Annotated in this window: 18 protein-coding genes and 1 riboswitch; of the genes, 5 read left to right on the top strand and 13 right to left on the bottom strand. The window is 49.9% G+C overall.

All coding sequences use genetic code 11. The features are described from left to right. Window positions 1-49: 49 nt before the first annotated feature. From GIW82_RS10130 to GIW82_RS10115, 4 genes are all read right to left on the bottom strand, one after another. Window positions 50-1,138 carry a lactonase family protein gene (locus GIW82_RS10130; protein ID WP_154749832.1) on the bottom strand — a complete coding sequence of 363 codons (1,089 nt, stop codon included), beginning with the start codon at window positions 1,136-1,138 and terminating at the stop codon, window positions 50-52. Window positions 1,139-1,245: 107 nt separating this feature from the next. Beyond that, complete coding sequence (locus GIW82_RS10125; RefSeq protein ID WP_230309358.1) at window positions 1,246-2,658, bottom strand: hypothetical protein; 1,413 nt, start codon at window positions 2,656-2,658, stop codon at window positions 1,246-1,248. A gap of 126 nt (window positions 2,659-2,784) precedes the next feature. Then, on the bottom strand, window positions 2,785-3,720 hold the full coding sequence (locus tag GIW82_RS10120; RefSeq protein ID WP_154749830.1) for a ring-cleaving dioxygenase: 936 nt from the start codon (window positions 3,718-3,720) through the stop codon (window positions 2,785-2,787). Between the two features lie 74 nt (window positions 3,721-3,794). Further along, on the bottom strand, window positions 3,795-4,499 hold the full coding sequence (locus tag GIW82_RS10115) for a hypothetical protein (RefSeq protein WP_154749829.1): 705 nt from the start codon (window positions 4,497-4,499) through the stop codon (window positions 3,795-3,797). Window positions 4,500-4,693: 194 nt separating this feature from the next. Here GIW82_RS10115 and GIW82_RS10110 point away from each other — a divergent pair, with 194 nt between their 5' ends. From GIW82_RS10110 to GIW82_RS10100, 3 genes are all read left to right on the top strand, one after another. Further along, window positions 4,694-5,629 (top strand): alpha/beta hydrolase, encoded by a 936-nt coding sequence (locus GIW82_RS10110; protein ID WP_230309357.1) that lies wholly within the window; start codon window positions 4,694-4,696, stop codon window positions 5,627-5,629. Window positions 5,630-5,780: 151 nt separating this feature from the next. After that, window positions 5,781-5,882: riboswitch (purine riboswitch) on the top strand. Window positions 5,883-6,027: 145 nt separating this feature from the next. Then, window positions 6,028-6,615: a xanthine phosphoribosyltransferase gene (locus GIW82_RS10105; protein WP_154749828.1), complete on the top strand. Its 588-nt coding sequence runs from the start codon at window positions 6,028-6,030 to the stop codon at window positions 6,613-6,615. Next, the gene (locus tag GIW82_RS10100) at window positions 6,612-7,940 is read left to right on the top strand and encodes a nucleobase:cation symporter-2 family protein (RefSeq protein ID WP_154749827.1); all 1,329 of its coding nucleotides are present in this window, start codon (window positions 6,612-6,614) and stop codon (window positions 7,938-7,940) included. Before GIW82_RS10105 ends, GIW82_RS10100 begins: the two co-directional genes overlap by 4 nt. Before the next feature lie 338 nt (window positions 7,941-8,278). Here the strand turns inward: GIW82_RS10100 and GIW82_RS10095 are convergent, their stop codons facing one another. Beyond that, the gene (locus tag GIW82_RS10095) at window positions 8,279-12,670 is read right to left on the bottom strand and encodes a S8 family serine peptidase (protein WP_154750023.1); all 4,392 of its coding nucleotides are present in this window, start codon (window positions 12,668-12,670) and stop codon (window positions 8,279-8,281) included. A 550-nt stretch (window positions 12,671-13,220) separates the two neighbouring features. Between GIW82_RS10095 and GIW82_RS10090 the strand changes: the two genes are divergently transcribed. Then, entirely contained in the window at window positions 13,221-14,501 is a 1,281-nt protein-coding gene (locus tag GIW82_RS10090) for an MFS transporter (protein WP_154749826.1), read from the top strand. Window positions 14,502-14,684: 183 nt separating this feature from the next. Here GIW82_RS10090 and GIW82_RS10085 read toward each other — a convergent pair whose 3' ends face one another. The 6 genes from GIW82_RS10085 to GIW82_RS10060 form a co-directional block, all read right to left on the bottom strand. Continuing rightward, entirely contained in the window at window positions 14,685-15,659 is a 975-nt protein-coding gene (locus GIW82_RS10085) for a proline dehydrogenase family protein (RefSeq protein WP_154749825.1), read from the bottom strand. A gap of 145 nt (window positions 15,660-15,804) precedes the next feature. After that, window positions 15,805-16,419 (bottom strand): PH domain-containing protein, encoded by a 615-nt coding sequence (locus GIW82_RS10080; protein ID WP_154749824.1) that lies wholly within the window; start codon window positions 16,417-16,419, stop codon window positions 15,805-15,807. A gap of 66 nt (window positions 16,420-16,485) precedes the next feature. Beyond that, a complete protein-coding gene (locus GIW82_RS10075; RefSeq protein WP_154749823.1) occupies window positions 16,486-18,342 on the bottom strand; it encodes an LTA synthase family protein in 1,857 nt (618 codons plus the stop codon). Window positions 18,343-18,441: 99 nt separating this feature from the next. Further along, window positions 18,442-18,666, bottom strand: coding sequence for a hypothetical protein (locus GIW82_RS10070; RefSeq protein WP_154749822.1), 225 nt, complete (start codon window positions 18,664-18,666; stop codon window positions 18,442-18,444). Further along, entirely contained in the window at window positions 18,667-20,331 is a 1,665-nt protein-coding gene (locus GIW82_RS10065; RefSeq protein ID WP_154750022.1) for a formate--tetrahydrofolate ligase, read from the bottom strand. Window positions 20,332-20,458: 127 nt separating this feature from the next. Continuing rightward, window positions 20,459-20,602: a hypothetical protein gene (locus GIW82_RS10060; protein WP_154749821.1), complete on the bottom strand. Its 144-nt coding sequence runs from the start codon at window positions 20,600-20,602 to the stop codon at window positions 20,459-20,461. A 94-nt stretch (window positions 20,603-20,696) separates the two neighbouring features. Between GIW82_RS10060 and GIW82_RS10055 the strand changes: the two genes are divergently transcribed. Then, complete coding sequence (locus tag GIW82_RS10055; RefSeq protein WP_154749820.1) at window positions 20,697-21,248, top strand: methylated-DNA--[protein]-cysteine S-methyltransferase; 552 nt, start codon at window positions 20,697-20,699, stop codon at window positions 21,246-21,248. Between the two features lie 57 nt (window positions 21,249-21,305). Here GIW82_RS10055 and GIW82_RS10050 read toward each other — a convergent pair whose 3' ends face one another. Both GIW82_RS10050 and GIW82_RS10045 read right to left on the bottom strand, forming a co-directional pair. After that, the gene (locus GIW82_RS10050; protein ID WP_154749819.1) at window positions 21,306-21,764 is read right to left on the bottom strand and encodes an immunoglobulin-like domain-containing protein; all 459 of its coding nucleotides are present in this window, start codon (window positions 21,762-21,764) and stop codon (window positions 21,306-21,308) included. A gap of 164 nt (window positions 21,765-21,928) precedes the next feature. Further along, complete coding sequence (locus tag GIW82_RS10045) at window positions 21,929-22,249, bottom strand: Zn-ribbon domain-containing OB-fold protein (protein WP_154749818.1); 321 nt, start codon at window positions 22,247-22,249, stop codon at window positions 21,929-21,931.

Below are 22,249 nucleotides of genomic sequence, written 5' to 3'. Positions count from 1 at the left end.
TGGATGAATAAAAAAAGAAACGGACTGGCGAATGCCGGTCCGTTTTGTCTTAATCGAATTCAATGGTGTCCACAGTTCCAGGCACAGCTTCCTTGTTGAGTGCCAACCGGATTGCTTTGATGCATACAGGTGATTGCGTACGGGCCACCGATTGCACAGCATATGGGACACCATTCTCGAGATGCAAGACAGCTAAGCAATTGGATTGCTCATTCGCCGTAATCAGCCATGGTGAGCCCGGCACCATGGCGAAGTGACGCGGGCTTTTGCCGCCGGCGGAAGTAATTTCTTTCAGCTCCACCAGTCCGTCTCCACGGATTTCGAAGACCGCGACGCTATCATGGCCCCGATTTGTCGCGTACAACAATTGATCGTCTTCAGACACCATCACTTCCGCACTTGTATTCTCGCCATCGAACTTTTCCGGAACAAGCGAGACGCGCTGGCGGTGAACGAGTCCATTGTTTTCTTGCCATTCGTAAACGCTGAGCGTCGAAGAAAGTTCTTCCAATGAATAGACGAACGGCTGGTCGTGATGGAATGCCAAGTGGCGCGGACCAGACCCGGTCGGCGCCACCGTTTCATTCACCGTGATCAAGCGGCCCGCTCCACTGTCCAATTTGTATTCGATGATTTTATCCGATCCAAGATCCGAGACCAGGAAACGGTCGGTCGCCGGAATTTGGAAAACAGAATGCGGGTGTGCCGCATCCTGCCTTGACACGACCGGCCCTGTCCCTTCGTGCTGCACAGCATCCGCCAGCTCACCTAATGTACCGTCCGGCAAGAACGGATACAAATTGACATTGCCGCCGGAATAGTTGACGGCAAGGACCCATTCCCCCGTCTCGTCGAAGCAGACGTGCGCAGGATGGGCGCCATTTGCCGAACGGCGGTTGCGTTCCCGTATTGCCGAATGTTCTTTATCCAACTCATAAGCGACCAATTCCCCGTCCGCCACTTCGCTGCATGCGACGAACCGGTGCTGATCGGGATGAACGGCAATAAAAGAAGGACGGTCAATGCCCGAAATTCCACCCACGCGCGTCAAATAGCCTGCAGCCTTGTCGAACTGCCACCACTCGATTGCCTGCGTCCCTTTGTCCGCATAAGAGCCCGTCAGAAAATGAAAGTCCATCCCATATTCCTCCCTTGAAATTCAGTCTCCTTAAAATTCATTCGAGATGCATGAGCATTTTCCTGCTAATTAGCATAAAAAATGTATAATTCATTATAAAAGCTACTTTAAAGCAAATAAACACTCAATTGGATGAATAATTGTACAAGTAGATAAAATCCGATGGCAAACGGTAAATTGAACCGCAGCCCATTTCTCACGCCGCTCAGTCCGTTCAAGCTGCTGAGGATGATGATCGGCATGACGAATGGTGACAATAGAATCGAAATGACGCTTCCCGATGTAACTGCCAAGACAATCAGTTCCGGCGGGTACGGCAGCGCAGCCGCTTCTAAGATTCCTGCGACAAGCACCACGACCGGGAGCGGACCGAGCCCGACAAAGCCCAGGATGATGACGAGAAATGGGATGAGGAGCAAGATATTCAAGAATGGCACAGCTTCCGACAGCGAGTTCATGCCATCGACAAGGCCTGTCGCGATGCCCGATTCATTCAACGCGTAGATTAGCACGCCTGCTGATAATAAAATACTGAATTGCTGTGCTTGATTCGCGATACCGGTCGACAAATAGCGTCTGCTGTCTGCGACGAAATTCGCTGGACGGCTTTTCAGTAAGAAATAAAGCAGCGTCCATCCAATGATGACAAGCGGAATCGTCAATAAGAATTCCAACCCCGTCACTTCGTGGACAACGAAAATCGTTCCGAATAGGGACACGAAGAGAAAAACGAACTCTCCCACATCACGGTTCACGCGTCCTTCGTTTCGCGAAGACTCAGCGGCTTTCGTCATTTCACGCTGTAAGACAGCGGAAAAGTCCATGCCATACGCTTTTTCCTGATGGCGCGCGAACAAGACCGACAGCCCTGTCCCTAGAGATGCGAAAAACAGACCAAGCAGAAGGGATTTCCATAACGTCGCACCGAGTGCTTCCACCGCAAAGATGAAGCTCGGGATGCTGATGACCCACATCGTCGAAAGGGCAAAGCCGCGTAAGATGGCTGTTCCTTTGAAATTTTCCCATGCTTCATCTTTCTGCTCTGTCAGGAACGAATCGATGAAGCGGTACATCATCGGCACAGCCCCGAACAACAGGAAGTGGGCAATCACCTGCGTCATCGCCATCAGTCCTGCATAAAACCGTTTACTACTGCCGAGGAGACGCTTGGACGCCCCCATGATTTCTTGTATGTACGGCTCTTCCTTCAGCACCCAACTGATCATCGGCACGACGAGAAGAAGCCCAATCAAACTGCGCATCTGCAGGATTCCTGCCCATAATGAACTTGCAGGATCATCTGAGAAGACGAACAGGACAACAACCGCCGCTGCCAGCAAGAACACTTGGAGACGAATTTTCGCGAGCGGCAGTAGCAAGCCTGCAAATAGTACGGCTAGCCAGCCGAACGTTGGCAACACGCTTTGCAAAAATGGCGTTGGGAAAAAATACGTATAAAAGTGCACAAGTACGTAAATTGAAATGGAGATGGTGAAGCCAATCGCTCCAATTCTATTCAATTGTGCCCCCCCTTTCCGTCGAGTTAGTTTGTCTCCCATTCTACACCTTTTCCGCTGCAGGTCCGAACCGGATTCAAAAAGAAAAGGAGACAGCAATTGCATGCCGTCTCCAGTCACTCCTCGAACTTATAATTCCGTCATCCGGATCGGTGGCAAGCTTGCTTCCAGCTTCTCACGGTGCTGCTCGAACTGTTCCGGTAGCATCAACCGTTCTCCGAGATGTGCCACTTCCTCATCCGCCGCAAAGCCTGGTGGGTCCGTCGCGATTTCGAACAGGAGCTCGCCGTATTCACGGAAGTAGATTGCGTTGAAATAGTTGCGGTCCTGCACCGGCGTCACGCCAAGTCCCCACGCTTCGATGTGCTGCTTCCAGTCCAGCTGATCCGCGTCATCAGCAGCGCGCCACGCGATGTGATGGACCGTACCTACACCGATCTGTCCGATTCCCATTCTCTCCATTTTAACATCGACGATATTGCCGATGTCAGCTTGCGAACGGAAGCGAAGCAAGCCGTCTTCTTCACCGACGCGTTCAAGTCCCATGACGTCTTCCAGCAGCTCTGCTGTTTTGTCGCCGTTCGTCGAGAACAATGTCGCGCCACCAAAGCCTTTGATTGCCACGTCCGGTGTCACGCCACTGAAGTTCCACGTGCTGTTGTCACCTTGCGCCCGTTCGACCAATTCCAAGTGCAGACCGTCCGGATCATCGAATGCCAGTGTCTCTTCCCCGAAGCGCGTCTTCTTTTCGAACGGCAAGTTGAATCCTGACAGCCGCTCTTCCCAAAAGCCGAGTGCACCGGTCGGTACCGCGAACGTCGTCACGCCGACCTGGCCGTCGCCGATTTTCCCTTTGTATGCGTTGCCCCAGGGGAAGAACGTCATGATCGTTCCCGGCTTGCCGTCCTGATCACCGAAGTACAAATGGTACGTTCCCGGATCGTCAAAGTTGATCGTTTTCTTTACGAGACGCAACCCAAGCACTCTGCCGTAGAAATTAGCGTTCCGTTGCGGGTCGCCGACGACGGCGGTAATATGATGAATACCCAGTGTTTGTTTTTTCATTTGAAAAACTCCTCTTCTTCCATTGGCTTCTTCACATTATATCATTTGTTTATCTTGAATTAAAAATAAGCAGATCATTCCTTCTTTCCTCTTTCCTGCTCTTTCTTCTCCTCCGCCAGCTCTTGTTTCTCTTTGCGCTTTTCAGACTCAATCGCTTCTTTATGGCGCTTCTCCTCTTGTTTCGTATCGCTTTTCTGTTCCGCCTCTTCTTTTTTATGCTCTTTTATCTCTTCAATTTTTTCCATCTCTTCTTCATACTCTTCTTCCACTTCGGTCGTCGACGGGATGAACGGCTCTTCGTTATAGTCCGTACGCTTGCCGTAACGGATCATTTCATAAATGATCCAGCCATTATTCGGCATGCCGTTCGCCGTCTTCATCGGCACGATATCAAACAACACATAATAAAAGGCATAAAAGATGAAACGGTCAAAAAACGTCAAATACTCCGTAATCACTTCATTTGCGATCAGTAGATTGATTGTCACGGCCACCACGATATTGATGAGAATCGGCGCAGCGTACAATGAAATATACGCAAATTCCCCTTCTTTCTTCAATGAATCGTAAGAAAACCAACTATATAGATGATAATATTTCCGGACATCAAAAATGCTCCACTTAAAAACACGGGGTCCCGAACCGATCGTCAATCGCGGGTTCTCCACTCCCAGAATTTCACTTATCAGCACATATCCCATCTGCCTAAGGAGGATAACGACAGGCAAAATGATGAACGCTGATATAATGAGCGAAACCAAATCGCTTAAGCCAAACATTAGACCACCCCGGTTCCGTTTCTTTCTAACACTGTACCCTTTCCACTGAAAACAAACCGATGAAACCAGTGTAACATTGTGTTAAACTGGAGATAAGAACTTATTATTTGTCATCTTTCCTTAACAAAGGTTGTGTTCGTATCAAACAGAAATTAACTGCTACCGTTCCGGCAAAGTGGCTCCTCCCGCTTATTTTGACCGTTCTTTTAGTAACCTTGACGATTTTGGAGAACTTCATCTTTTCAGAAGACGCTTCCGCCAATCCGGATTCACAAGGAACTGCAATTTATAGCCCGCCACCGTATTTCCTGGAGATCCAAGAGGAAGTCACGGTCGTGAAAGACCTCGTTTACAGCGACAGCGACCATGCACGTCTGGACATTTACCGTCCTGCAGATATGACGGAAAACTTGCCGCTCGTGCTGTGGATCCACGGGGGCGGCTACGTCGGCGGCTCGAAGGACACCCGTCAGGACTATGCAATGGCGCTCGCTCATGAAGGCTATGTCGTCGCTAATATCGATTACGCTTTGGCACCTGAACAGCTGTATCCTGGTCCGATTTTCCAGGCCAATGAAGCACTGGCATTTCTTGAACAGTACGCCCATTTATACAGAGCCGACTTCTCCCATATCTTTTTCGGCGGCGATTCTGCCGGCGCACAGATCGCTAGCCACTTGGCAGCTGCCGTTTCGAACGAAGAGCTCGCTACAGACATGGAGTTCCTGCCTGCCATCGCGGCGGATAACGTGAGAGGCGTCCTGCTCATGTGCGGTTTGTACAACATGGACACGGTGCGTGCGACCGGTTTCCAGAACATTGATACGTTCCTATCGGCATACACCGGCACCGTTCCGTTCGAATCATTCGAGCACATCGATCAACTGTCGACCGTCCAGCACATCACGGAAGATTATCCGCCTGCCTTTATTACGGTCGGTGACGCGGACCCGTTCGTTTCCCAATCGAAAGAGCTCGTTGCCGCTTTGGAAGCGGAAAATGTCGCGGTCGACACGCTGTTTTTCAACGGCAAAGGCTTGCTGCACGAGTATCAATATTCCCTCCACACCGAAGAAGCACAGCTTGCATTCGAGTGGATGATTGCGTTCATGGATGCTAATAGCAGATAAGCGAATCACGAATTCAGAGAGGAGAAAACTCCTCTTTCACCACCTATAAGCGAACGATCGGATCAAGATATAAGTAATCGTTCACCCTTTACTGAATTATTTTACTTTTCCTTATCTCTTGCCATCCATTTCTGTCGTGCTATAATGAGACCATTCAAAAACTTCATACACTCATATAATCGCGGGGATATGGCCTGCAAGTTTCTACCGGTTTGCCGAAAACAAACTGACTATGAGCAGCAACGAGACGACAAAAAGATGCGTGCGCGCATTTTTTCGGCGTTTCCTTTCGAATTCACAAGCTCGAAGGACATTGCTCCACTCATGGTATTGACTGGATGCGCGTTCTGAGGGCTTTTTTTCATTCCCTCGATCGCAAGAAAGGGGCAATTCATACAATGAAACAGCTACAAGAAAAAATTTTACAAGAGGGCAAAGTACTTTCAGCCGACGTTTTGAAAGTCGATTCCTTCCTGAACCACCAGATCGACCCACAGCTCATGCAGGCGATCGGCGAGGAATTCGCGGAGCGTTTCCGGGATGCCGGTATCACACGCATTTTGACGATTGAGTCATCTGGGATTGCACCAGCAGTCATGGCTGGACTTTCACTCGGGGTGCCCGTCGTCTTCGCACGAAAACGTAAATCACTGACGTTGACTTCAAGCCTCCTGACCGCTGAAGTGCACTCGTTCACAAAAGGTGAAACGAACGAAATTTCCGTTTCAAAAGATTATTTGAAACAGGAAGATGTCGTCCTCGTCATGGATGATTTCCTGGCAAACGGCCAAGCAGCACTCGGCCTTGCAGCAATCGTTGAAGAAGCCGGGGCTGAACTTGCCGGCATCGGAATCGTTATCGAGAAAGGTTTCCAGGCCGGAGGGAAATTACTCCGCGACCGCGGACTCCGTATCGAATCGCTTGCCATCCTCGACTCTTTGGAAAACGGGACAGTTCAATTCAAACAGGAGGCCTTCACAAAATGAAGAAACTATTCGGAGAAATGACACTCGGTCTTCAGCACGTCCTGGCAATGTATGCAGGTGCGATTCTCGTGCCGCTTATCGTTGGTGGCGCACTCGGACTTACTGGTGAGCAACTGACGTATTTGGTCGCGATCGATATCCTGCTTTGTGGTGTCGCAACACTTCTTCAAATCATGAATGGCCGCTTCTTCGGCATCGGACTCCCGATTGTCCTCGGCTGTACGTTCACTGCTGTCGGGCCGATGATCGCCATCGGCAGCCAATACGGCATCTCCGCTATTTACGGCGCAATCATCGCTTCTGGTATTTTCGTCGTTTTGATCAGCGGCGTGTTCGGCCAATTAGTCCGTTTCTTCCCGCCGGTCGTTACAGGATCGGTCGTGACGATCATCGGAATCACGCTCATCCCCGTCGCGATCAACAACATGGGCGGTGGCCAAGGAGCCGCAGACTTCGGTTCTGCAACGAACATCGCGCTTTCTTTCGGAACATTACTCTTCATTCTCATCATGTATAAATTCTCGACTGGCTTCATGAAAGCCATCTCGATTTTGCTTGGTCTTGTTGCAGGAACAGCCGCTGCCGCTTTCATGGGACTGGTGAACTTCAGTGCTGTTGCGGATGCATCTTACTTCCACATGATCAAACCGTTCTACTTCGGCACACCGACATTCGAATGGTCTGCCATTTTGACGATGATCCTCGTCGCAATGGTGTCTCTTGTTGAATCGACCGGCGTCTACTTCGCCCTCAGCGATATTACAGAAAAGAAATTGTCGAAAAAGGATTTGTCGAAAGGCTATCGTTCAGAAGGCCTCGCCATCGTACTCGGCGGGATTTTCAACGCATTCCCGTACACAGCTTTCTCGCAAAACGTAGGCTTGATCCAAATGTCCGGTGTAAAATCACGTAAAATTATCTTGATTGCTGCTTTGATGCTTATCACGCTCGGTTTCGTACCGAAAATCGCTGCGGCAACAACCATCATCCCGACAGCTGTACTTGGCGGTGCAATGATCGCAATGTTCGGTATGGTCATCGCACAAGGCATCAAAATGCTCGGCAAAGTCATCACCGTTTCGCAAGAGAATGCCATGATCGTTGCTTGTTCAGTCGGTATGGGGCTTGGCGTGACGGTCGTACCGGAAATCTTCGCTGGTCTACCGGCAAGCTTGCAGATTTTGACGAGCAACGGCATCGTCGCCGGTAGTTTGACGGCGATCGCGTTGAACGTCCTCTTCAACATGATTCCTTCCCGTAAAGCGGTGAAAAAGGAAGCATCTGCAGCTATTGTGCAGGAAGAAACTGCAACTGCAGTCAAATAACAACGGCAAACGCCGCTCCGGAACGTCTCTGATGACGTGCCGGGGCGGCGTTTTTGGGTCGGTGTGGCGGATTGTTGCAAAATTCGGGGTGTTGGTTGTAGTATTTTTAATTTGGTTGCAGAATCGGCTCGCTTTGTTGCAGTATGTCCGATTTGGTTGCAAATCAGTGGGCAGAGGCAGTCTGTCCGCTGATTCTGCGACGAAGCAGCGAAGCGATGCAACGGTTTTTCATGCTTCGAAGCTAGCGAAGCGATGCAGAAGCAGGAGCAACTCGTTACAGAATCACAAAAAAGAAGCCCCCGCCGCCCGGTCAAGACCGGGTGGCGGGGGCGACTCCATTATTGATTGATGTACAGTTTACCTTCAGCCGCTTTACGTGTTTCGTTACCAAAGCTGTCGACTACTTTCGCTTCGACTGCTGCACCATTGGCTACTGTGCCATGTGGTACTGTCCAATACCCGACATAATGACCCGGTGCGACTTCCATCACTGGAAGTTCTGTCGCATTCGATACATTCGTCAAAGGCATATGGATCATGAACGATGCTTTCAGGCCAGGCTCTGAGTGGAACTCGACTTTCACGCTGTAGCCTGTTGAAAGCTCAAGGTCCTCAGCCGGTGTAACGCCTTCGATCACCGGTGCTGTGAATTTCGCTGTCAACGTTGCGCTTTGAGTCGTCTCATTACCTGCTGTGTCTGTTGCAACAACTGTGATTTCGTTGTCACCTTCGTCCAGAAGAATCCGTTTTGAATAGCTTCCGTCCGTTACTGTCGCTTGTTGTCCATTGACTGTCACTGTATCCAGGTAAGCGTCTGTTACCGTTCCTTGGACCGTTACCGTTTCACGGTTCGTCTTCGATCCATCTACTGGATTGTCGATCGTCAATGTTGGTGCTTGCGTATCCAATGTTACGTTCACAGCAGAAGATTCTCCTGTTTCACGTCCATCAAGAAGTGTGACCGCTACGAGCTCGTTCGCACCTTCCGTCAGCTCGACCGGAATCGCGAATGTGCCATCACTTCCGATTTCCGCTGTCGCTACTGCTTCACCATTGTTTTCCAGAACGACTTCAGTAGTTGGCGAAGCTGTTCCTTCTACTACAAGCTCTGGGTTGTTCGTGACGAAACCTTCTTCAGGAGTCGTGATCACCGGCGTGCTGACTTCGTAGCTGACACGCGCACGGATCATGTAGTTCCCTTCTTCAGCTGGAGAAGCAGACCATGCTCCGCCTACTTGCTGGAAGCTTCGTTCAGCGTTCGGTCCATCTTCATCCGTCGCCAATCCTGGTGTGTTCGGGTTGGCCTTCGTCTGACGATAAACCATGTAGAACTCATCAGATACCATGATGTTGTGCTCGCTCAAGTCGACAACCGTCCAGTCGCCGTTACGTAGAGCTGTTCCTTCTACTGGACCTGCAAGCAATTTACCTGGCGTGCCATCGACACCAGTTGCATCCCAGACTTCTACGGCAAATTCAGTGCCGCCCGGGCTTGGCCATGTTGTATCCCAGAAGCGGAATACGCCATCAGTGACGATTCCAGCATCATTGCCTTCTGGAAGCGTCATTTTCACAGCCCACGCATTTCCACCATCGTTATAAGCACGTGCGTTTTCGCCAGTGCCATCGTCATATCCGATTTCCCCACCTGGAACTGTGTAGAATGGTTCCAAAGCAAAATCGAGTGTTGCAGCGTCTTCACCGATTTCCACTGTCGCTTCCGCTCCGTGGTAACCTTCTGCTACTACTTTCACTGTGTATTCACCTTCGTATGCAGTGATCGAGTAAGCACCATCTGCATCCGTCACTACTGGAGAAACGTTCGCATCTTCCACAACCAGGACAGTTGCGCCTTCGATCGCTTCGCCTGTTTCACCGTCTGTCACTGTACCGCTGACAGTGTTTTGCGCGATTTCATCAAGGACAAAATTCGCAGATGTCGTTTCATCAGCTTCGATGACCACAGACTGCTCAGCAGACTGGAATCCGTAAGCTTCCGCTTTTACAGTAAATTCACCTGGCTGGTGGGAGAACGAGTACGAGCCATTTGCTGGGTTCGTGTAGACAGAACGTCCTGATTCCAGCACACTCACTTGCGCACCAAGTGGCAAGATCGTTGGATTGATTGGTGCTTCAACTGCAGGCAATTGGATCGATTCGATGCCTGCTGGCTGGTGATGTTGCGGTTTTACTGCATTTTTGATCGCATTTGGATCTTTGTCTTTCATGCTGCCTTCGTTTCCAGGTTTGCTCTTACCTGGGTTCTTGATCGCATTTAACTTGCCTTTGTTGAATTTCGGATCCGGTTTTACTTTTCCAGGTGCTGTCGTTTCTTCACCTGATGCATCCGTCAACGCTACATCGTCGATATACCAACCTTCTTTGACAACACTGCCATCAGAGTAAAGGTTAAAACCGAGGTATACACGTTGTCCGCTGTATTCCGATAGAGACACTTCTTCTTCAAGCCATCCTTCAGATGCTCCTTGGAACATCTCAAGTGCCGTCCACTCTACTCCATCCGTAGAGATATAGACGTGACCGTAATCCCACGCACGACCAGTCGATGATTCTTCAAAGTCAAACCAGTGGTTGAACTGCAAGTAAGAATCGCCTTCAGGCAGGTCAACTGGTGGCAAGATCAATGTTGCGTTCGAGCCTGAATCGTAGTTTCCAGTCAAGTTCGTCGCAAAAACATTTTCTCCAGAAGCAGCATTACCAGGGCCCGTCGTCGGAACTCCGCGCTCCCATGTGTTGCCGCTTCCTGTAGACGTCCAGCCGACTGCGCCAGCTTCGAAGTCTTCAGAGTAACCTACTGTGATGCCTGGTTTCACTTCAACTGTGTAGTCATCAGATACGACTTCGTTATTCCCGAAGTCCGTGATCGTCCAGTTGTACACGAATGATTCACCAGTGATTGCATCTCCTGGCACTGCAACTGCAAATTCGCCTGATTTGAAGTCACCAGCTTTACGTGATGCTTCGATCGCTTCGAATTCACCATCCGCGTTCAAATAGTTCAATGTAACAGAAGCGATGCTGATGTCATCTGTTACTGAAACCGATAGTTCAAGGTCCATGCCAGCATAAGTTTCTGCTGGTGCTTCGTGTTCGAATGCAGGAGCTTCCGTGTCATCCCCTTGCTTCGCCACTTGTCCTTCAAGTGTTCCAATCCCATCAAGAATCGAAGAAACTGCTTCATATGCATCAACTAATCCATAACCATAGCCATGGTTTGGTGTTTCCGGATAGTTTTCATCCGTCAATGGAGTAGCTGTTTCCAACAAGACCCGTTCCATTTCATCGACTGTAATATCCGCATTCACTTGACGCAGCATTGCCGCTACCGCAGCTACTGCCGGACCAGCCATGGAAGTTCCATTCCAGCCGCCTTCGTAGCCGCTACCAGGAACAGAAGAACGGATATTGACACCCGGAGCCGAGATGTCCGGTTTGATCTCGTCGTACGGTGAAGGCCCTCTTAGCGAGAAGCTTCCGACCACGTTATTGATATCTGTAGCTCCTGTTGCGAAAGACTCTGGATAGTTCGCTGGTGCTGCAACTGATCCAGGGCCACCCGGATTTGTGAATGTCGTGTTACCTGCAGAGAATTCAGGGAAGATTTCAGCAGCGCGCCAGTTGATGACAACATCGCGGTACCACTCATCCAATCCTGCTCCACCGCCCCATGAGTTGTTGACAACGTCAGGAGCCAAATCCACACGTGTGTTTCCGTCCGCGTCAGTCGGTGCAAGGATCCATTGTGCTGCTGCCAGAAGATCTGCATCGCTACCACCTGCTGCCGTAAACGCTTTTACGCCGATCCATTTCGCGCCAGGTGCCACACCTACCTGGTTGGAACCGTCCGGCTCAGCGCCGACCATTGTTCCTGTTACGTGCGTTCCGTGCCCTTGGTCATCATACGGTGTTGTTTGACCAGCAGTTGCATCGAACCAGTTGTAGTCATGGTCGACTTCTCCTGTCGCCGCATTGTAACCGCGGTATTTTTCTTTCAGTGCCGGGTGATCCCACTGAACACCTGTATCGATGCTCGCTACGACTGTACCCGATCCGTCGATGCCCATGTCCCACACATCCGGTGCTTTGACACGCTCGACGTTCCATTCAACATTTGCAACCTGTGATTCCGGTGATACTGCATCAGGTGTCTTCGTTGTGAAAAGCTGGCGTGTTTCGTTCGCCAAAACCTTTTCTACTTCCGCAAACCCTGCGATTTTTTCAGCGATTTCCTTCGTCGCTGTCACGGCCATTCCGTTGACGATGTAATATGGCTCGATGTCTTCAACATTTCCTTTCGCTTCTTCCGCTTCGAGGAAAGCAAGGACGGATTGTTGCTCTTCGAGTGAAGTCGCTTTCAGTTCCGAGACGACAGCCGAACGTTGTGCCAACTTGCTTCGTTGTGCGCTCAATCCCGCCTTTTCAGCAGCTTTCTTAGCAGAGGCAGCGACTTTTTCCGTTTCGCCTTTTTCCTTGAATTTCACCAGGAATGTCACTTTTTCTTCATCTTTGAAGTTCGTCAGTAAGCGATCACTCAGTTTCTCTTTCGCAGTAAGCGCTGTGCCATTTACCGACTGATGCATGTTCTTTTGCACTTCAGCTGTCGCAAGTCCTGGCGCCACAAGCGAGAACGCCATGAGGAGCGATGCTGCTGCACTCAACATTTTGAATGGTTTACCATTTCTCTTCTTCAAGTTTGTTCCTCCCTCCATTTTTGTGAAGCAAACACTAGACCTTCTCAATCCCGCCCTCTTCTATGTAAAAAAAAGGCCGCAAAAAAACACCTCCCCCTCTGCAATTAATCGAATTGGATGCCGGCTCTAGGTGCTGTGAAAACTCTCGGTTGTGTAATCACTATAACAATAAAAAAAGAAATTTTTTACTGTTTTATTTCAATTAAACAATTAATCCTAATTCCACTTCTTGTATCGATAGTCCCAACATATTTTAATAATCTTTCACAAAGCATTGGTATCACTCAACAAACGGGGAATAGGTGAATAGACCTTAGATGGTATTGAATATTTAAATTATTTCGAATTTAATTCATTTGGTTTACAACACAACAAAATCTTTGCATCCAGATTTCTTTTGAGTTGTATTTTTTTGACTTCCTCCACCAATATTACGAAAACTTTAAAAAGATTCGATTGTTTTAGATTGATTTCTTTTGCTGAAAACTTTATATTTAGAGAGGCGAAATAATCGCTGAATTATGAGGAAATCATTTCCCTGAACCCATCTGATAAGGAGCAACTCAATATGCAGCGTTTTGTTTTATGGTTTTCAGATTGGAAATCGAAAATTCTTTCGTTCAATAGAAATATCAAGCTCTTCATCGTCGCCAACACCTTGATCCAGATCGGGATGGGAGTTTTCATGGTAATGTACAATTTATATATTAAAGAACTGGGGATGCCGGAGACCGTCAACGGCCGCGTCATCTCCATGACGGCGCTCGCCTCGGCGATCATGCTGATTCCTGCAGGTTTCTTGAGCGATAAAATTGGCCGGAAGTGGATGATCATCGTCGGTGCTTTGCTCACGGCCTCTACCCTGTTCTATAGAAGTTTCGCCGTCATGGAGTCGCCGCTCATCACCGCGGCTTTCTTTACCGGGCTGTTCATGGCATTCGTCCAAGTATCAGGCGTCCCACTGCTTGCCGAGAACTCGAAGCCTTCGGAGCGTGTCCACCTATTCAGCATTTACTTCGCGCTCATGACGGTCGCCAACGTCGTCGGAAGCCTGCTTGGCGGCATCATCTCGGATTTGTTCCAGCTCTTCGGCGGCCTCTCTCCCGTGGAAGCCATCCGTTGGTCACTCGTCATCGGTGCTGCACTTTTTACGCTCGGACTCCTGCCGCTCTTCCGATTACGCGACCATAAGCAAAGACAGGAAGAAAGAACTAGCACGGAAGATGCGACTTCGGACAAGAAGGATGCCGCTCCAGATAGTAGACTGAGCAAAAACTTGATCGTCATTTTTCACTTCTCATTCGCCAGTCTGTTGATCGGTTTTGGCTCCGGTCTCGTCGTTCCGTACTTGAACTTGTACTTCGCGAACCGTTTCGATGCGACGAATACATATATCGGACTGGTCCTTTCACTTGGATCGGCCATGACCGCTGTCGCCATGCTGATCGGTCCGATTCTCGTCAGACGCGTCGGCAAAGTGAAAGCCTTGATCTTGTTCCAAGTGCTGTCGATTCCGTTCCTGATCCTGACCGCTTATACGACGTCGCTGTTGCTCGCGTCCCTCGGCTTCCTGCTGCGGCAGGCACTGATGAACGCAGGCAACCCGATCCAAAGCGCAATCGCCATGGAAGTCGTGCACGATAAATACAAAGGGCTCGCGAACTCCGTCAATCAGATGGTCTTCAATGTCGGTTGGGCAGCCATGGGCCCGATCGCTGCCGGACTGGTCATCACATTCGGCTCCTACTGGGGCTATGCCTATGCGTTCAGCATCACGGCCGGGCTTTACATCATCTCCTCCGTTTATTACTACTTCATTTTTGGCAAGCGCAAGCTCGCGGAAGAGTGATGGATTGGACGAACACCGGTTAACTGACTAGCAACAGGTAAATCCGGATGAATCCAAGTTGAATGAGAAGCAACGCCAGTTATCGGCCGAGCAATCCAAGTTAAAATCCTACAAACAACAATTAACGCAAAAAGCCGCCTCGCGCGTCGTCATAACGACGCAGCAGAGGCGGCTTTCCCATTATTATTTGCGTTTTTTTGCAGTCAGTCGGCCGAGCGCATAAGCACCCGCAACGAGCCCGATGATCGTATTTGTCTTCTTCGTGAAAACTTGTTTGACGACCAAGTTCAAGTTTTGTGGACGCTCAGCGAGGCGGCGCATGAAATACGCATACCAGTCATCGCCGAATGGCACGTACACACATACTTTGTAGCCCCGCTTCACAAGTTCCCGCTGCAGTTCTTTGCGGAAGCCGTAAAGCATCTGGAATTCGAAGCGGTCGTGTGAAACATTGTTCGCTTCGATGAAGTCGATTAGTTGCTCGATGATGTGGTGATCATGCGTCGCAATGGACGTGAACTTGCCGTTCAGCAAATGATCCTGCGCCAGCGCGATGAAATTCTCATCGATTTCTTGCCGTGTTTGGAACGCGACGTCAACTGGCTCTTTGTAAGCACCTTTGACGATCCGTAAGCGCAGGTCGCGATGTGTTTCCACGTCTTCCGCTGCACGGTAGAAGTACGACTGGATCACTGTGCCGATGTTCGAAAACTCTTTCGTCAACGTTTCGAGCAGATCATACGAGGGCTGCACGTGTGCATAGTCCTCCATATCGATATTGATATGCATTTTATATTTACTTGCTGTTTCCGTGATTTCGTATAAGTTGTCATAACAAAAATCGTAGTCGATATCCAGCCCGAGCTGTGTCGGCTTTAATGAAACGTGTGCATTGACACCGCTTTCATGGATTCGCTCGATGGCTTCCAGAATCTTGTTCTTCGCCGCTGTCGCTTCTTCCCGCTCAGCTACGAACTCTCCGAGATTATCGATGGTGCAGCTGATGCCTTGCGCGTTCAGATCACGTATCGTCTGAATCGTCTCCTCAATGTTTGTGCCCGCCACAACGCTTTGGGCGCCCAATTGCAAACCATATCTCTTGGCCGCAGCAGTCAGTAATTGATTTTGAGACAACCCGATAAACACATCTTTTAACATTTTATTCCCTCCTGAAACGATTCAACAAATTCCTCATTTCGAGACAGCTTCCTGTCTCGCCACAAGTCTTCTCCATTCTAATCCTTTTGCTGGCATCTTGTATACAAAAAATAAAGCTTCCCCGCGAAGGAAAGCCTCATTTTTGTCAATTGTTAATATACTTTTCAAAAACATCCCCGAAATCCTTCACGTGGTACTGGTTTCGGACGGATGTCATCCATGTGAAGCCAAAATCAGTCAGCTTGTTGTATTGGTCGTCCAGCTTCACATCTCCTACTCTCGAGTTTTGCAGAATCGACACCGCTTTTTCCAGGCTGTCGTTCGCCATGTGCATAACAATGGCATTTTCATGCGTGATTTCCGCGATGCGAAGCAAGGATTTATACAAATCCTTCAAACGCTCGATCTGGTCTTTCTGGACGTCGATGCTGAATGCGACCGGACCGAGCTTGAAGTCGATCTCGACATCCAAATCGATCTTCCCTGCCGTCTCCAGGCTGACATCCGAAATCGTATGCTGGGAATACGGGTAGCGCTTCAATGTCCGTTTGGAAGACATCGCACTTTCGCCGTCGACGTGGATGAGAGCCAAGTTCGTGAAACAATATTCATCCGCTTTCGTTTTGATCAGGAAATAAATCTTCTCATCATCTTCATGCATGACATAATCGTCTGCGTCCGTCTTGTCGTAATCCTGAGGATCGATGATTTTGCCGACATCCGATAACCCGAGTGCATCTGCAGCCATTTTCTTGAACATATCCATACTTCCTCTCGTTGTTAAAATTCTACTCTCTTATTTTAACAGAAACGACGGCATCCTCATTCATTTTTTCAATTCTGAACTGTATTGCTCCCCGAATAATCGGTCATACTGCAACAATTCGTAATCCTGCTTCAACGCTTCCACTTCGTCTGGTGTGATACGGTACAACTCGTCGTCCGCATCGACTTTGACATCGACCGTATAGCCGGGCATCACGTCACGGAAGAGGTCGACTGCCTTGTAAAACAACGGCTTGTCGACGCCCGCTAAGTCGAGGGCGACCGAAGCAAGTGTATTCGGACTAACCGTCCCGAGCTCTGGCACGTCCGCTCCGTAATTATTCCAGATGGCGAGCGGCGTGCTCCGCATCTTCCGGAAATCATCCAGTTCCCAAGCAGATTCGCCGACCCCTCTTGGCACGAAATCCGTCTGCTTGAACAGTTTATAGTCCGGACCGATGGCAGGAAGATGATCGCCGAAAAAGACGATCAAGGTCGGCTCGTCCGATGCTTCCGCATATGCGGCCAGCTCCGCAAACGCGGCGTCCGCATCCTGTACCCCTTGTGTGAAGGAACGCAGCAGAAGGTTCAGTACCGGATCCACTCCTTCAGGCACCTCTGTTTCCACGGTGAATTCTTCGTATTTATCTTCGTTATAGCTCGTATGGTTCTGCATCGTCACGGCATGTATGAAGACTGGCTCATCCGCCGCTTCGATCTGTTCGATGATGGTCTCCGTCACTTGCGCGTCCGAGACGAATGGCCCTTTGTAGAGCGGGTCTTCAAAGCCATCGATGTCGATGAATTCTTCAAAGCCCATGTGCTCATACACTTCCTCGCGGTTCCAGAACCACTTCGGATAAGGGTGGATTGCAAGCGGCTTATAGCCTTTATCCGCTAAGTAATTCGGCAGGGCCGGAATTTCCGACTTGATGTACTGCTGGTAAGGCACCGAGCCGGTCGGCAAGAACATATTGGTGAAGCCCGTCAACAGCTCGAATTCCACATTGCTCGTCCCGCCGCCGAATGTCGGGGACAACAACGCACCGTTCTGATGTTCACGGACAAACGGCATCGGGTCCGGTTCGAATCGTGCGCCTTCAAGCAAAGTCGGATCCCAGAACGATTCGCTCATGATGAAGATGATGTTCGGCTGTTGAGCTGGAGCTTCCGCGTCCGATGGCGATTGCTCCGCTTCCAGCCGTGCCATGATTTCCTCGATCGCCCGCTCGTTATAGCCGGACGGCGCCCAAATGATCGCGCTTTGCATATTCAAAAGGAACGTCAGGAAAAAACCGTTTTCTGCATAGTTTTTATTTTGATCCCATGTAATGTTCGTGACTTCCGCACGGTCTTTCAATCCCGCTTCGACTCCCGGAATCGATCGGTAAAAGACGAACAAGCATAAGAATACAGCCGCGAGCAGGAGCAACGGCACGCGCGCCCACCATTTCAGGCGGAACAGCGGCTTCGGGCGTTTCATCCACCAGTAGGCGATTAATCCAGATACGCCTGCCACAACAACCGCCAGACCGAGAAGCAGCGCGCCGGCATTCACTTCCTGCAACAAATTCGGCAACAAGTTGAAGACGTTGCTGTACAGCAGCAAATCCCATGGATACAAGTTTTCCCCGAGAAACCCGAATTTATAAAAGCTGATGACCACAAGCCCGCCTGCCACGACATGCGTTGCCAGAAAACTGATGACAAAGCGGTTGAACAGACCGAGAAAAATAAAAAATACCGCAATGAGGATGAGTACATTCAAATAATAAGCAGACGGCCGGTCTTTCTTCCATTGGTTCGCCTGTTCAAATCCTTCACCCAAGAACGCCTGGGCAGCAACCGCCGCAAATGCAAAATATAAAATCCCCGCAACAACCAGCAATACCTTCCATAACTTTGGTGTTAGCTTCAAAAAGACCCCTCTTTTCTGTCCAGACGCGCAAATTTCTAATAACTTATTTTACCATACCCCACGGTTCATGCACCTAGCAAAAGAAAAAGCATTCCAGGCTCACCGCCCAAAATGCTTTCTTAATGTCCCGATACTATATGTCCGGCAAGAATCGCTCAGCGGGGATCTTGTCGGATGGATGAGATCTCCGTAAAGCAGCTCTTCTAAAAAACGCACTTCCCCGCGGAAGGATAGTTCTGTTTCTCCGTCTCTAATTTCCACTTGGATGTAGAGGGAGCTGCCATCTTCGACGTAATCCGTAACCAAAAGCTCATGCTGTACCACTTAGAACAGCCCCATCGCTTCGCCGTCTTCACCGACATCCATGCCAAGTGCCGCTGGCTGTTTCGGCAATCCCGGCATCGTCATGATGTCGCCGGTCAGGCAGACAAGGAATCCGGCGCCGAGCTTCGGAATGATTTCGCGGATCGTCACTGTGAATCCTTCCGGACGGCCGAGAAGTGCCGGCTGATCCGACAGCGAGTACTGCGTCTTCGCCATGCAGATCGGCAGCTCATCCCAGCCGTACTTCTTCAATTGGAGCAATTGCTTCTGTGCCGCCTCGGTCAGTTGGACGCCGGCTCCACCGTAAACGTTCTCGACGATTGCGCGCAATTTCTCCTCGACTGCGTCACTTTCTTCGTATAAGAAATGGAAGTCCGTCGGTTCAGCCAGTTGCTGCTTTACTAGCGCAGCCAGCTCCAGACCACCTTTCCCGCCTTCTTCCCATACATTCGTCAGTGCCAGTGGTACGCCGGCTGCTTCTGCCCACTCTTGGATAGTTGCCATTTCTTCAGCCGAATCCGTAATGAAACGGTTCAAGGCAATGACGGGTTCGATGCCGAATTGGCGGATTGTCTCCACATGCTTCTCGAGGTTGACCATGCCGCGGCGCACTGCTTCTGCATTCGCTTCAGCCAACTCGGCTTTCACTATGCCGCCATGCATTTTCAGTGCACGGACTGTCGCCACGATCACCACCGCATCCGGATGGAATCCGCCTTTGCGCGATTTGATGTGCATGAACTTCTCGGCTCCGAGATCCGCACCGAAGCCCGCTTCCGTAACGACAATATCTGCCAGCTGACGCGCTGTTTGCGTGGCTGCAAGTGAGTTACAGCCATGCGCAATATTGGCGAACGGTCCACCGTGAATGATCGTCGGTGTCCCTTCCATCGTCTGGACGAGGTTCGGCTTGAATGCGTCTTTCAGCAACAAAGTCAGTGCACCTTCTACACCAAGGTCACGCACTGTGATCGGTTCCCGGTCATACGTGTAACCGATGAGCATGCGTGCGAGACGTTCTCTCAAATCGTCCAGCGACACGGCCAAGCAAAGCACCGCCATGATTTCGGATGCGACCGTAATATCGAATCCGTCTTCCCGCGGAATTCCTTGCCCAGGTCCACCGAGGCCAATCATGACATGGCGAAGCGCGCGGTCGTTTATGTCTAGCACACGTTTCCAAACAATTCGGCGTGGATCCATTTTCAACAGGTTCCCTTGATGTAGGTGGTTATCGATAAACGCGGACAGTGCGTTATTAGCAGTCGTGATGGCGTGAATGTCTCCCGTAAAGTGAAGGTTGATGTCTTCCATCGGTAAGACTTGTGCATATCCGCCACCTGTCGCGCCACCTTTAACGCCCATGACCGGACCAAGAGATGGTTCCCGCAGTGCGACCATGACCGATTCGTCCAATTGTTTTAAGGCATCCGCAAGCCCTACTGTAACAGTAGACTTCCCTTCTCCTGCCGGTGTCGGACTGATTGCCGTCACAAGCACCACCTTCCCTAGTGCAGTCATTTTCGGCAGGCGGTCCGTCGTGATCTTCGCTTTGTGATTTCCGTATAACTCAAGTGCATCCGCTGGAATCCCTGCCTGTTCCGCTATTTCCGTAATCGGCAAAAGTGCGGCATTTTTCGCGATCGTCAAGTCTGTAAAAGCCATCATGCTCCCAACTTTCGTTTTCTTTTATTATACCTTAGCCAAAACACCTGTCCGGTGGAATTTTCGGATTTTTTGTGAATGAAGCCGCAAAAAACCGCACCTCCGATTCAAGGTGCGGCTATACTTTCTATTTTCTTTGGTTTTCCGTATCGATGTTTTGGTTCTGCTGATCGGGATTTTGGACCTGGTCTCTGATGGACTTCTCTTCTTCACGCAATTCTTTTTTCTGCTGTTGCTCCTGCAATTCCTCTTTGTTCTTGTCTCGTGCCATGTTGTCCCTCCTCCAATCGTTATACCTTCTCTATTCCCGCTGACGCTGCGATAAAACACATTGTTCATTTTGTTGTATACTGGAAAAAAGTGAAATGCAAAGGAGGAAACCAGCAGTGGAAAAGCACATCGATTGGTCAACTTTTTCTCACGGTTCCCGGCAATTCTATTTGGCAAAAACAGAAAAAGGACTATGCTATCTCGGAACTCCGGATGAATCGTTCGAAGCGTTCGAAAAACGTCTTCGAAAGCACGTACCGCATGAAGGGCTGATCGAAGACGACGAGGCATTGGCTCCTTACCGGGAAGAAGTCCAGAACTTCCTGAACGGAGGAACCGACACGTTTTCATTGCCGATTGATGCACGCGGCACCGACTTCCAGCTATCCGTATGGAATGCGCTCTGCGAGATCCCATACGGACAAACGGTCTCCTACTCGGACATCGCCGAGGCGATCGGCAAGCCGACTGCAGTCCGCGCAGCGGCGTCTGCGATCGGAGCCAATCCGCTGCTCATCCTGGTGCCTTGCCACCGCGTCATCGGCAAGAACGGGGCACTCACCGGCTTCCGCGGCGGGCTTCCGCTCAAGGAAATGCTGTTGGGGTTGGAAAAGCAGTATCAGAACGAACCAGCGAGAGAAGGCTGAGTCTTTCTTTCGCTGGTTTTTTCTTGTTCGTAATGTGAGTTCCGCTTCTTGTATGGATCAATCGACAATTTCAAACGTAGCTGCAAGGTAAATTTCCTCGCCCACCAATCCCTCGTCTGTCTGTTGAATAAAAGAGAGAACAATCCGGTAGTTTCCCGGCGTCAATTCTTCTTCCACCACTTCCAGCGGGTAAAACTCTGTAGTGATTGATTGAGCGCCCACAAAAAAGCCCATTGCCGGGAAGTCTCTTCTCATGTCCACCGTGTACCACACGCCATCAATTTCCCGCTCGATTGAATACGCAGGATCCCCTTCAAAATCAAGGTCTGTCTCATTTTCGATCAGAATGGCAACGCCTTCATCAGCAGTTTCATACCGTTCCTGTTCAGTTGCCGCAAAAAGGCCGTCCTGTTCGCTCGGGATTTCCTGTCTTCCTGCTTCTTCATTCGTATGGCAGGCTGTACCGAGAATACTTAACGCAACAACGAAAAACGCCAGAACCGCCCTACTCTTCAAAAAGAGCCCCCCTTTTGACTTTTACCATAATAATTATACAGAATTTTTAATCATTAATGACATCCAATTTAATATTCGCAAAATAAGGCTCATCCGCTCCTCTCTTACTCATACAAAAAAATCGCCCGAAAATCCATCATCCGGATTTTCGGGCAGCCCTCTTATTAATTCACTACTTCCGCACTCGGCACTTTCTTATACAAATACGCGCCGCCTTCTTCGCGGTCGAGAACGACTTTGTCTCCGATCGCGACTTCCTCTTCCATGCGCGCCGTCACTTTGGCATTCGCTTCATCCAGCTGGACGAGCACGACGTAATAAGGGGCGATGCCGGCGAATTCCGCCGGGGCGATATGGATTTTCGTGAAGCTGTAGACGGTGCCGTCGTTTGACACTTCGCGCTCTTCGAACTCGCTCGAACCGCATTCCGGACAGAAGTATTTTTTCGTGATGGATTCGTTTCCGCAGCAAGAATAGATTTTCAT

Origin of the sequence: Planomicrobium sp. YIM 101495 (genome assembly GCF_009707665.1) — a bacterium.
GTDB lineage: Bacteria > Bacillota > Bacilli > Bacillales_A > Planococcaceae > Planococcus.
This window is presented reverse-complemented; position numbering and strand designations above follow the sequence as displayed.